Source organism: Bacillus sp. 01N45 (assembly GCF_056399205.1).
In genome coordinates this window covers 55,500-70,564 of sequence record NZ_JBFTQW010000003.1, presented here as the reverse complement: position 1 = coordinate 70,564, position 15,065 = coordinate 55,500, and the positions used below count along the sequence as shown (strand labels likewise).

The 15,065-nt window shown below is 37.4% G+C and carries 1 protein-coding gene; it reads right to left on the bottom strand.

The genetic code is table 11. From position 1 onward, the window contains the following. Positions 1-15: 15 nt before the first annotated feature. Positions 16-15,039 carry a DUF7507 domain-containing protein gene (locus AC1DMU_RS08055; RefSeq protein ID WP_088062745.1) on the bottom strand — a complete coding sequence of 5,008 codons (15,024 nt, stop codon included), beginning with the start codon at positions 15,037-15,039 and terminating at the stop codon, positions 16-18. Positions 15,040-15,065: the final 26 nt, after the last annotated feature.

Sequence of the window (15,065 nt, the reverse complement as noted above, 5' to 3'; positions counted from 1 at the left end):
CTCTTTTTGTTTAAATTAACGCCACCAAATCCAAGTCCAAAAGTAATTTCGTATATTTCGAGGAGTAATGCGTATAAAACGTTCGCCGTCAAAGAAACAATTGAAATTTGGAAGTGTTTCATCAGGATTTTTTGGAATAAAAGTGACGATGTTTTCGTTGCTTGTAACGGTTACTGTAATTGGTGGATCGGTAGGCGAGACTTGAAGTTGTAAAGAAATATCCGCCGTATTTTTAAATTCATTATTAACAGGTGGACTTATCACTTGTACTGTGAATAATACGATAATTGTTTCGTTTGGTTCCAAATTAGTAGCGACTAGGAAACCGATATTCGGATTCGCTAGTGGAGAGCGTTCGCTGTTAATAAAGACAGTACCGTTCATAAATTGTAAACCTGCTGGAATGGTATCTTGTAACGAAACATTTGAAAGTGAAATATCAGAAGTATTCGTAATACGCATCGTATAATCAAAATATTGGTTTAAATAAGCTGAGCTGACGGAAGCATCTTTCACTACTGTTGCAGTTATAAATTGAACTGGTATACGAACGATATTTGAATTGTCAATGAAAGTAATAATTGGGTCCTGTGGTGTCAATTGGAAGGCGGCTGTGACGGAAGCAGAATTGATAATTGTGCTGTTTGAAGGGATAGACGTGACGAGAACTTTAAATGCTATCTTTGCTACGGAGCCAGCTGGTAAAGCACCGATATTCATACCAGTGTCTGGACGGACATTTAGAACAGGAGTGCCGTTAATGGTTACGCTGTTTTCTATAAATGTTGTACCAGTTGGAATGATATCTAAAATAGAAGTACTTATCGTAGGAATCGGGGAATGGTTCAATACCTCTAATGTGAATGTAATCATATCACCTATAACGGCAATAGATGTGTCGGCTGTTTTGTTAATACGAACCATAGGATCAACTACTGTTGTTGTAACGACATTTGTTTGCTTTGTAATTGTAATAGGTGGTTCATTCGGGTCAATGGTAACAGTATAGGAAACAGAAGCATCGTTATTAATTGCTGGTTGAAGAGTTGTAGGAGATATTGTTACTTGGAAAGTAATGATAGTAGATTCATTAGGAGTAAGGCTTCCTAATGTAATACCGTTTTCAGGATTTTCATTAGGCTGATTGATTCCGTTAATCGTAACGCTGCCTGTAACGAAGGTTGTATCTACTGGTGCGGTGTCTATGGCAATAATATCTTCAATCGTTACATTACCACTATTCGTAATCGTAATTGTATACGTTACAGTTTGACTAGGTAAAGCATTCGAAGCATTAACAGACTTTATGGCAACGACATTATCATTTTGGACAGTTGTTGTGACGGTATTTGTTGTAGTCGTGTTTGTAACAGGTAAATTATTTGGATTGACTATATAGTTAAAAGTAGTAATGGCTTGGTTCGTCAATTCATTTGGTGTTGGGATAGAAGTCACGGTTACTTGGAATGAAGCGACAGCGTTTCCGCCGACAGTTATAGTATCAATTGGTATACCACTTACTGGATTAACTTCCGGAAGGGCTTCTCCGTTTACAATGACGCTATTTTCTATAAATGCAGTACCTTGAGGAATCATATCTTGAATGGTTACATTATTCGCTGCAACATTACCAGTTTGATTGAGTGTAATCGTATACGTTAACGTGTCACCGACTGTTGCAAATGCAAGGTCAACAGCTTTATTACTATTTAAATTTGCGTGATGAATTTCTGTTACGGCAGCTGATGAAATGATAGTTTCGGTAATAGGCGGCTGGTTTGGTATGGTGTATTGGTATTCGATTGTACTCGTGTTAGAGATTGGATTTGTTTGCGGAATCGAAGTAACCCGTACTTGAAATAGAATAGTTGCTGTCGTATTAGGCGGAATGTTATCAATTCGTATCCCGTTAAGTGGATTGTCACTTGGACGGGCGTTTCCATTCACAATAACACTATTATCTATAAAGCTCGTATTCGCCGGAATAATATCTGTAACGATAATGTTTTCAACTTGTATATTCCCATTGTTCGTGATGGAAATTGTGTAAGGGATAATCGTTTGTAGGTCAGCGTATTGGATAGGTGTTGTTTTTGTTGCAATTACATGAGCAGAAATAACTTCGGTGATAGTAATATTACTAGTCGATATTTGTTCTTCGTTATTAATTGTATAACGAGAAGTTGATTGATTTTGAATACGACCACTAGCTGGAAGAGCTACCACAGTAACGGAAAATGTGACTGGGATAGAAACGTTAGGAGCAATCGTTCCTACAAGTATACCAGTACTTGGATTCGCGTTAAGCTGAGGAATATTATTTACTAAAACGCTACCTTCTATAAAGGTTGTTCCGTCAGGTATATTGTCTGTAAATACAACAGTAGTAGCATCTGCATTTCCTATATTCGTTAAAGTTGTTGTATAAGTTAAAATGTCACCAATCGTTACAGAAGTTAAATCAACAGTTTTCAGTGAAACGATATCAGCATCATTAATTTGGACGAAAGTAGTATTGGAAGTAGTAGATTTTTGAATTGGTGCAAAGTCAGGATTGAAAATAAAGTCGTAGACGATGTTTGCAGTATTAGGCGTTGGATTTAAAGCTGGCAAATTCGTAACGGAAACTTGTAACGTTATTGTAGTCGCTTGCCCTGACGCAATATTAGGAATGAAAAAGCCGATATTCGGATCTGCTGCAGGAAGTACAGTGTTGTTAACTGTTACACTTCCCGGAATAAATACTGTTCCATCTTCTATAGTATCTGTAAAAAAGATGGAGTTAGTTGTAGTAGATCCGTTATTTTGAATGAATACTGTATATTCAATGGTGTCATCAATATTAGCTAATACTTTATTAGCAGATTTTGTAGCGATAAGAATCACATCAATAAATTGTATATTTGTAGTATTGGAAGAGGTTGTTTCTGAAATTGGTGGTGCGCTTTGTTCTGGTTTATATTCATAGTGTATAACAGCGATATTATTAATAGTATTTTGTGCAGGTATAGAGACTACATTTACTTGGAACGTAACAATAATCGTATTATTTGGAAGGATAATACCAAGATTGATACCGGTAATTGGATTTTCGTTAGGTCTTGGTATGCCGTCTACAAGGATGCTATTTGGAACGAATGTAGTGCCAGCAGCAATTGCGTCAATTAGGATAGTATTTGTAATAGGTACTGTACCAGCGTTTGTAACTGCGACTGTATATGTGATGATTTGACCGATACGTGTAATAGATCTGTTAGCAGATTTAATTGCACTAACATTTGCCGTCCGCACTTCAGTATTTACTGCATTTGATAATGATCTACGCTGAACAATCGGAGAACTAGGGTCAATTTGGTATTCATACGAAGTGTCTGAAATGTTAATGACAGTGTTGCCCTCTGGTATATTTGTAAGTTGTACTTGAAATGAAATAGTGACTGTTTCATTTTGTTGTATCGTGCCGAGAGTTATTCCATTTTGAGGATTTGCACCAGGCTGAATCACATTATTTATTGATAAGCTATCTTCAATGAATATAGTACCTTCTGGAAAGTTGTCAATGAACACCGTATTGTTAGCTGGAACAGTTCCTATATTTTGTATTGTATTTGTGTAGGTAATATTTTGCCCGATGGCTACGAAAGTAACATCCGCCTGTTTAACAGAAATAATGTTTGCATTTTGAAGTGATGTTGTAACGATATTAGAATTTGCAGAGCGATTCACTGGTGGAGCTGTAGGAATACTTACATATTGATAATTTACAGATGATTGATTTACAATTTCGGTTGCAGTTGGTGGATTATTTGTTTGTACTTGAAATAGTATTGTTTTGGAACTGTTTGGTGTAATCGTTCCAATTGGTATTCCGTTTTCTGGATTTACACCTGGCTGAAGTACACCGTTAATTGTGACACTGTCGGGAACGAATGTAGTCCCAGCTGGAATAGAATCTGTAAAAATAATATTTATTGCGTCAACGTTGCCGATATTTTTCACTTCAGAAATATAAAGTATAGTTCCGCCAATATCTACAGTTATTGGATTGGACGTTTTTGTAACTGTCAATTGTGCTTGCACGAAATTTGTAATGACAATATTACTTGTAGATGTTTCGGTAATAGGCGGTTGTCCTGGGTCTGGTTGAATTGTATATGTTGTATTAGATTGATTTGTAATCGATTGTTGCGAGAATGAATCGTTAATAAGAATTTGGAACGAAATAAGGTTTGCTACTAGGTTAGGCAAAGTAACACCTGCATTTGGATTTGCACCAAGTATAGCTGTTCCGTTAAGTGTAAAACTATTTTCTACGAATGTAGTCCCTTCTGGAATCGTATCTGAAAATATGAGATTAGTAGCTGGAATATTTCCGGTATTTTCTAGCGTTATCATATAGGTCAAAATGTCACCGGTTGTTGCTTGTTGTGCATTGACAGCTTTTAAAGAAAGAACATTCGCATCCGAAATTTGTGTGAAAGCTGGATTAGACGTAATTGTTCGAGAGATGATAGGAGCAGTTGGATCGGCGATAAAAGTATAGTCAATACGGGCTATATTAGAAATTGGATTCACGTTTGGAATGGATTGAACGATAACTTGGAATGTGACGGTGACGATTTCTGAAGGTGCAATGGCGTTTAAGGAGATTCCTACGTTTGGATCAGCACCCGGAGCTGAAACGCCATTTATGGTTACGCTATTTGGAATAAATGCAGTTCCTTCTGGGACCAAATCTGTTAAAGTAACTGTATTTGCAGTTGTATTTCCGTTATTTTGAACGACTACCGTGTAAGTGATTGTACCGTCAGTAGATTGTACGAGAGAATCTGTATTTTTAATTACAGATAGCGATGCATCAACGACAGCTATATTTACCGTATTAGATGAAGATGTTGCTGTAACTGGAGGTTGACTTGGGTCGACAATATAAGTGTAACTTGTAAGTGCTTGATTTATAATCGCTCCTTGTGGTGGAATAGAACTTGCAAGAAATTGGAACGTAATAGTAGCAGAATCACCTGGTGCGATAATACCAACTGGAATACCGAGAGTTGGACTTGCATCTGGAAGTGAAATCCCGTTAAGCGTGACACTATTTGGAACAAATAATGCCCCTTCAGGAACTCCGTTAATGAGTAATACAGAATTTGCAGGGAAGTTTCCAGTATTCGTTAATGTTGCTGTATACGTAATGATATCTAAGGTAGATACGATTGTACGATTTGCTTCTAAAACAGTTGTAACAGTCGCGTTATTAATTTGTGTGGAAGCACTATTAGAATTTATTGTGCCGGTAACAGGAGGAGAGGCCGGATCAACTATAAATTCGTATTGAATAGATGCAACGTTTGTAATTGGATTCGAAGGTGGAGTAGATGTAACTATGACTTGGAAAGTAGCAGTTAAGGAACTACCCGCGTTAACGGTTCCGATATTCACTCCATTATTTGGATTTGCACCTGGAATGGTACTTCCATTTACAGTAAAACTATTTTCAACAAAGGTCGTTCCTGCTGGAATGAGGTCTGAGAAATTTACATTCGTAGCGTTTGTATTGCCGCTATTTTGAATCAAAACTGTATAAGTGATCGTGTCTTCGATATTTGCAAAGGCTGTATTAGCAGTTTTTACGGCTGAAAGTATTGCTGAATTAATAGAAGTAACGAAGACGTTCGTTTCCACATTGCCAGGCTGAGGTTGTAATGCATTTCCTACGTTATATTGGAAGTTCACAAATCCTAAGTTTTGGAGTTCAGGTGTGAACGTTGTTGGGTTGCTTATGATTTGCACTTGGAACATAATTATTACGATTTGATTGGGAGTTATTGTATTTATGCCAACACCGTCAATGATAGAAGCGGATGGTAATGAAGTGCCATCAACAATGACTGATCCTGCAACAAATTGTGTCCATGTCGGTATAGGGTCTGAGAAAACAACATTGTTAGCAGAGATATTTCCTGTATTCGTAATAGTGGTTGTATACGTAATCGTATCACCGATCGTTGCAAAAGCTTTATCTCCTATTTTAATAGTGTTTAAAATAGCACTTTCAATTTTTGTTGTAACGCTATTAGAAGTAATATTTTTTGAAACAGGTGGATTAGCCGGATTAACGATATGCTGGAAGCTAGCGCTAGCTTGATTGGTAATTGGATTTATAGGTGGAATTTCATTGGCATTAATATGAAATGCTACGATGACAGATTCGTTTGGCGCGATATCACCAATTGGAACGCCTGTAATGATATCTGCATTTGGGATGGTAGTTCCGTTAAGTGTAAAACTATTCGGTTCAAAGGAAGTTCCGTCTGGAATTAGGTCGGTAAAAATAACATTCGTCGCACTAACATTGCCGCTATTTGTAATCGTAACTGAGTATACAATATCTTGCCCGATATCTACTGTTTCCGCATTTGAATTTTTTTGTGCAGTAAGGATAGCGCTATTAATTTGTGTTGTCGTTGTATTGGATTGATTGGAAGTTGTAATAGGTGACTGGCTAGGATCAACGACATAATGATATGTGGTAGAAGCAAAATTAGAAATTGGATTAAGTGTTGGAAGTGTAGTAACAGTTGCTTGGAATGTAACGATTGCCGTATTACCACCATTAATTGAACCTATGTTTACACCAGTAGACAAATCAGCGCTTGGAATGGTTTGCCCATTAACTGTGAAACTATTTGGAATGAAACTTAAATTGCTATCAAGAATATCGATAATAGTTACATCAGTAGCAGCAACATTCCCGGTATTAGGAAGGTTAAGTGTAAATGTTATTGTATTACCAACATCTGCAAAAGTAAGATTTGCTGTTTTTGTGCTAATAATATTTGCGTTGTTTATTTGAAGAAGTGTAGTGTTGGAGCTAGCTGTATTCGATACCGGCGGATTACCTGGATCAACACTAAACTCATACGTCGTTGATGCTATATTTGGTGCAGGGTTAATAGGTGGGATGCTGTTAACCGTAACTTGAAATACGATACTATATATTTCATTTGGTGGAAGTGTTGCAAGTAATACACCTGTATTTGGATTCGCGTCAGGTTGTAAAACACCATCAACAGTTAATGTGTTAGGAACAAATGTGAGTCCACTTGGTAATGCATCTGCAAATACAATATTAGTTGCATCTGTATTTCCTATATTCGAAATAGACGTAGTATAAAAAACAGTTTGCCCGATATCTGCAAAGGAGACACTTTCATTTTTCGTCATGGATAATATAGCTTCTTTAATTTGTGTTGAAACAGGATTACTAATTGAAGTTTCTGGATCAGGCGGTGAGACTAATTGGTACGATGTCGATGAGAAGTTTACAATTGTATTTTCAGTTGGTAATGAGTCCACGTTTACTTGGAATGAAACATTTACTGTAGACCCAGCTGTTATAGGCCCAATATTTACACCGTTCGATGGGTCCGCACCACTTTGAGGAACCCCGTTAATAGAAAATGAGTTTACAATAAATGTAGTTCCGCTCGGCATTGTATCTGAGAAAATAACATTTTGTACGGATGAATTTCCATTGTTTGTTAAAGCAACAGTATAGGTGAGTGTGTCTCCAATACGACTAAAGGATTTATCGACTTGTTTTAATGAAAGAATGATAGCTGTGTTAATTGTAGTGAACACTGTGTTTGAAGTAACATTCCTTGAAACAATAGGGGCATTAGGGTCAGTGATAAATGTGTAAGAAGCACTAGCCGAATTGGCAATAGGATTTTGAACAGGAGTAGAAGTAGCGGTAACTTGAAATGCTATTGCTATTGAGCTGTTAGGAGCAATTGATCCAATTGTAATACCTGTATTAGGATTAAGACCAATTTGTGTGATGCCATTTATTGTGACACTATCCAAAACGAACGTTGTACCGTCTGGAATAAGGTCAGTGAACGTAATATTCGTAGCATTTGTATTCCCACTATTCGTTAAAAGTGTCGTATAGGTAATAGTATCACCTAGTGTTACAAGTGTTTGATCAACTGATTTAATCATCGTTATCATAGCATCTAGTACAGGGTTTGTAACGCTGTTCGTTGAAGTAGAAGTAGTAACAGGAGCTGCGCTTGGATCAACGGTATAAGAGTATAAAATTGTATCGTTATCCATAATTGAACTTGAAGGGGGAATAGAAATAACAGTTACTTGGAAAGTAACGGTTACTGTTTCGCCAGGAGCGATATTGGGTATATTGACTCCAAGTGCTGGCCGTGCACCAAGTTGCTGCATACCATTGATTGTGACCGAATTTGGTATAAATGTAGTGTTGGCTGGAATAGCGCTTGTGAAAGTAATATTCGTTGCTGCAGTATTTCCTGTATTTGTAATAGTAGTTGTATACGTAATCGTATCTCCGACAGAAAGAATGGATTTATCAGCACTTTTTGTAGTAGTTAATATAGCACTATTAATAGTTGTCGAAACAGTATTAGATATATTCGTTTGTGATACGGCAGGTTGGCTAGGATCGACCACATGTGAATACTGTACAGAACTAAAATTTGAAATTGGATTTATACTTGGAATGTTTGTTACAAGTACGTTTATCGTAATAGCAATCGTACTGCCAGGATTTATATTTCCAACTTGAATTCCGTTAGCGGGGTTTCCAATTTGCTGAGCACCAGAATCATTTACAAGAGTACCAGATATAAATGTCGATCCATCAGGCAAAATATCCGTGAAAAGTATATTTTGTGAAGTGACATTTCCAGGGTTGCTTAATGAAATTGTATAGGAAAGTGTATCCCCGATCTTTGCAAAAGTTTTATCTACAGATTTAATTGCCAAAATTTCTCCGGAATTTATTTGTGTTGAAACCGGATTAGATGTTGTACTTCGTGAAACGAGTGGTAAATTAGGCCCTGTCATAAATTGATAATTAATAGAAGCTCCGTTTACAACGGGTGAGTTTGGTCCCCCAGGTCCGATTGTAAAAATAGGATTTGGGATGCTAACTACTTGCACACGAAAGGTGACGTTTATAAAATCTCCTGCAATAATATCCCCAATTGGTATCCCGTTCGCCGGATTTACTCCAGGTAATAAAACCCCACCTACTCGAACGCTATCTTCTATAAATACTGTATTATTTGGAATCGGATCTGTAAAAGTGATATTAGTAGCAGTTGTGTTTCCTATATTATCCAATAAAACTGTATAAGTTAAAAATGAATTTCCGGGTGCGATGTCAGAAAATAGACGATCGACACTTTTTGTTGCTTGAATAATTGCTTCGTTAATTTGCACTAAAGTTGGATTACTTGTAGCTGTTTCTGTCACTGGCGGCTGGGTAGGATCCACAATGATAGAATATGTCGTACTGGATTGATTCAACGTAGGATTTGTAGCTGGTATTGAGCCAACGATAGCTTGAAAGCTAATTGTTGTTGTTCCTCCAACTGGAATGGGGTCTAAAGAAATCCCGCTATCTGGTCTAAATCCAAGTTGTGGGATGGTATTAATTTGTAAGCTATCAGGAACGAATGAAAGTTCAGGTGGTAATATATCGATAAAAACAGGTGTGTTTGCGGTAGTATTTCCGCTATTAGTGAGAGTAGTTGTATACGTAATTGTATCTCCAACAGCAGCAAATGTACTGCTTGCAGTTTTTGTTGCAATAACGGAGGCAGTATTTACTTGAGTAAAAGTTTTATTGGATTGAACGGTTCGTGAAACAGGCGGTTCATTTATATCAACAATAAAGCTATATTGAAGCGATGATTTGTTAGGAATTGGATTAGGATTTGGGATTGTTGTAATGTTTACTTGAAAGCTGAGTATAACTGATGCATTTGAATTTATGTTCCCGATATTGATACCGTTTTGTGGATTTGTATTAGGAATAGTTATTCCATTTACTGTAAAACTATTTGGGGTAAATGTCGTACCATCTGGCAGTAAATCTGTAAAAATAACATTGTTTGCGGTAGTGTTCCCGGAATTAATAATGGTAGAAGTGAAAGTGAGTGTATCTCCAATAGTAGCGAATGTTGAATTGACAGTTTTATTTATAGATAGAGTAGCATCAATAATTGGAGTAACCGTCGTATTCGTAATTGTACTACCAACAGCAGGTGATTGGTTTGGATTCACGTTATATTCATAATTTACAAGAGCATTATTTGTTAATGTGCCACTAGGTGGTATCGCTAAAATTTGTGCTTGAAAAGTAATGAATATAGTATCTCCGGGAGGAATATCTGCTAAGTGAATACCAAGTGATGGATCTAATCCTGGCTGTGGAACATTATTAATAGTTACAGAATTCTGGATAAATGAAGCCCCTGCGCCAAGTCCATCCGTTAAAACAGTTGCACTAGCGGGAATATTTCCTGTGTTCGTAACTGCAATCGTATAGGTAACGATATCTCCAATTGCAGCAGTCGGTGTGTTCACTGATTTTGTAGCGATAATCGTAGCATTGTTAATTTGAGTTGTTATTAAGTTACTTAACACATTGGCGGATGCTGGAGGTAAGTTAGGATTTACGACATATTGGTATGTTGTGTTACTTTGGTTCGGAATTGGATTCGGACTAGGGATAGAGTTTATGATTACTTGAAATGAGATTGTTGTATTTGTATTGGGATTTATCGGATCAATTGCTATGCCATTAGCAGGATTTGCATTAGAGAGTGTAGTACCATTTACTGTTACGCTATTTGGAATAAAAGATGTCCCGCTTGGAATGGTATCTGTAAATACTATACTTGATGCAAGTGTGTTCCCGTTATTTGTTAAAGTAGTCGTATACGTAATAATATCATTTACGTTCGCAAACTGTTTATCAGCAGATTTTGCAGAGGTAATCGTAGCGTTATTAATAGTTGTCTGTACAATGTTAGAAGTAACCATCTGCATGATGGCTGGTTTGGATGGATCGTACGTGTATTGGAATGTAGTGCCTGATTGATTCGTAATTGGATTTACAGCAGGAATAGTTGGTACAAAAACTTGGAATGAAACGGTACGTGATGAATTTGCCCCAATCGTACCGATCAAAATGCCGTTAGCAGGATTTGCATTTGCTATAGGGACACCGTTAATCGTTACAGTATTAGGAAGAAAGATGGTACCATCTGGAATGATATCTGTAAACGTTACATTAGTGGCAGGGATATTGCCGTTATTCGTTAAAATTGTTGCATAAGTTATGACATCGCCAACATCAGCGAAATTTGTACTTGTTAGTTTCGTAGCAACAAGATTTGCGGTGTTAATTTGTGTCGTTACGATATTGCTAGTGGCATTTCTAACAACAGCAGGTAAATTTGGATCTGCGATAAAGCTATATTGTAGTGCAGCACTATTTTGAACTGGATTTGGTGAAGGTAAACTATTTGCACTAATTTGAAAAACAATGGTTGTAATTCCACCTGTGGGAATTGTTCCAACTTGAAGACCAACACTTGGATCAGCACCTAGCTGTAAAGCGCCGCCTATAAAAATACTATTTGGTACAAGAGTCGTACCAGGAGGGAATATGTCGGTAACAACTACATTATTCGCTGGAGTATTCCCAAGGTTCGCTAAGGCAATTGTATATGTGATTGGTTGCCCAACATCAGCAATAGTTAAATCTACCTGTTTGACAATAACTACATTTGCTAAATTAATTTGTGTGCTTACAGTGTTACTTAAAGAGGTTTCTATAGTTGGTGGATCGCCTGGATTTAGAATAAAGCTATACTGTGTACTAGATGAATTTGTTGTTGGATTTTGTGTAGGTAAAGCAGTGACGGTTACTTGATAAGAAACAGTAATTTCACCGTTAGCAGGAATGGAAGGTAACGGAACACCGGCGTTTGGATCAGCGTTATTTTGGAGTACACTATTAATAAGGAAAGTGTTTGGAATAAAGGTAGTACCGTCTGGATTCGTATCAACGAAAGTAGGGCTATCAGCAGTAACACTTCCTGCATTCGTTAAAAGAATAGTATAAGTTAATACATCCCCAACAGTAGCAAATGCCCGATCCACTGTTTTTGCTGAAATGACATTTGCATCGTTTACTTGAATAAATGTAGTGGTTGAAGTAGTGTTCTTACTTACAGGTGAAGCGTTTGGATCCACGATAAAGTTATAGGAAATAGAAGCGCTATTTGAAATAGGATTTGGATTTGGGATGCTAGTTATTAATACTTGGAATGAAGCTGTAATTGTAGTATTTGCATTGATGCTACCAATATTGATGCTAGCTGGTGTAACACCTGGCTGAGCAACATTGTTAATTGTAACACTGTTTGGTACAAAGGCAGTACCATTCGCAATTGAATCGGATAGTACTACATTGTTCGCCGCAACATTTCCATCGTTTGTAAGAGCAAAGGTATAAGTTAATACATCTCCAACTTCCGCAAATGTTTTATCTACAGACTTCGTAGCTTGAAGGTTTGCTAGTCTAATTGTTGATGTAACAGAATTAGAATTTGCTGTTTTTGAAGTTGGTGGCAGACTTGGATTAACAGTATATAGATAAGAAGCGAAAGCATTATTAATGATAGGATTTTGGGCGGTAATATTAATAACTGTTACTTGGAAAGAAAGAGTAAAAGTAGCTCCGCCAGGAATTGTTCCGATAGGTAAAGCGACGAGAGAATTTACATTTTGCAAAACTCCATTTAGTGTTACAGTACCAGGAGTCAATATCGTTCCATTTGGAAGTGGATCTGTTAGTTGCACGTTAGTTGCGGCTGTATTTCCACTGTTTGTAATGAGGATTGTATAACTTATCGTTTCGCCAATTGTAGCAAATTGTTTGTTTGTTGATTTTGTTAATGTTAAATTCGCGTTGTTAATTTGAGTGGAAACAAGATTAGAAGAGATATTTTTTGTAACGGGTGATTGGCTAGGATTGACGGTATATTGATAAGAAGCGCTTGATCCATTAGAAACGACATTTGACGCGGGTATTGTGTTTACTACTACTTGAAACGAAACATTTTTTGTTGTGCCAGTTGGGATGGATCCTACATTTACACCGTTAGCAGGATTTGCTCCAACTTGTGTCGTTCCATCTATTGTTAAACTGTTGAGAACAAAAGTTGTTCCAGTAGGAATGATATCTGTAAAAATAACGTTATTCGCATTAGTATTACCTGTACCTGTAAAGGAAACAGTGTACGTTAGTGTATCACCAATATCTGCAAAATTTTTATCTACCGCTTTCGTCATTGTGACAGTAGCGTTATTCACTTGAGTAGATACGATATTGGTCGTATCAGTCCCGCTTACTGCTGGCTGATTTGGTACAGGAATGTATTGATATGTTGTTGTGCCACTATTTAATATTGGATTTGTTTGCGGGATAGAAGGAACGAATACTTGAAATGAAACAGTAGTCGTAGAATTAGCAGCAATGGTTCCAATGAATATACCATTAGCGGGATTCGCTCCAGCTTGAGTAACGCCGTTAACAGTTACACTCCCTGGAATGAAAGTTGTCCCGCTAGGAATCGGATCCGTATATATAACGTTCGTTGCCGCGATATTTCCTATATTAGCTAAGGCAATACTGTATGTTAACGTTTCTCCAAAATCAGTAAAAAGTTTGTTAACTGATTTTGTACCATTAATATCTGCAAGATTAATTTGTGTTCCTGCAGAGTTGCTTGTTGCAAGACCGTTAAAAGTTGTTCCACCGGCAATTGGTGTATATTGAAATGTAATATTCGCAGTGTTAGAAATTGGATTCTGATTTGGAAGGGAAACGACAGTTGCTTGGAAAGTTACTGTACGAGAAGCGTTATTATTAATGGTTCCAAGAGATATACCAGCAGCCGGGTTTGCATTTGTTTGTGGTATGCTATCTACTGTTACAGTGCCAGGTATAAAGGAAGTGCCGTTAGGAAGACTGTCTATAAAAATAACGTTATTGGCAGGAAGAAGCCCGGTATTAGGGATAGTAACGGTATAAGTGAGAACATCTCCAATTGCTGCGACGCTTTTATTCACGCTTTTCGTTGCTTGTATGTTAGGCGAGTTTATATTAATTTGTAATCCGACTGTATTTAACATATATGCATCTCCGTTAGTTGTTAAACGGATCGCGGCGGATACTTGGGAATTTGTTAAATAAGGAGAAATATCAATAGAAGTAATGTCCCAGCCTTGCCTTCCTGCGGAGATATTTGTACTTGTAGAAGCACTTTGATTTCGTGTTCCAAATGTCCCAGTTGTATCCAAATTTCCAGCAGCATTATTCACTTGAGAACCGAAGAAATTATTTACAGCATTATTTGGCCCGGATAATGCATTTAATGAACTGAAATTTGGTCCAAATAATGCTTGATCCCCAGTTAAATCAGCATCCCCTTCAGTAGAACTTATAAATAATCTCCCGCTTACAGGTCCTCCGGCAGGTGTTAAAAACCCTGAGACAGATACATCTGCACTACCAGTTTCTACAGAAACACGGTTACCAGCTACGTAAATTGTTAAATTTCTTGCGGGTAAGGAACCGTTTTGATAAGCGACAATGAGCGTCCATCCAGAAGAATTGATAGCTCCGTTAGAAGCATCTAAAGGATCAACAAGTCCAGGGACAGAACCGGTTGTATAAGAGCCAGATCCTCCAGCTTGAACGAGGGATGTTACATCTGCGGAACGTGTATAAAATCCAAATGTGACAGATCCGGAAACGAATGTTTGATTTGAAGCTGTAACAGCTGAAGGGGTAATCGAGTATGTTGAAACAGGTGTTGTAAAAGAAACCGGGTTTCCTAATACACTCGTAATGTTTTGATCACGAGATAAGTAGTTTCCACCCCAAACGAGTTCTGCGTAAAGAATAGTACTACCAGCAGGGATATTTAAAATAGCGGTAGAACTATTTTGTGTATAACTTAATGTTGTACCAGCAGGAAAACTCGGTACTTGTAAAGCGGTATTTATAGTTATAAATGCACCAATTGCCCCGATTGTACCAGCCCGGTTTTGATTACTAATTTTACTTAAGCCTAAAGTATTACCTGTAATCGCGAGTGCGCCGTTAGTGGTGGTAGAAAATCGATTCGTAATGGGCATGTTGTCACCTCATTTATAATATAGTC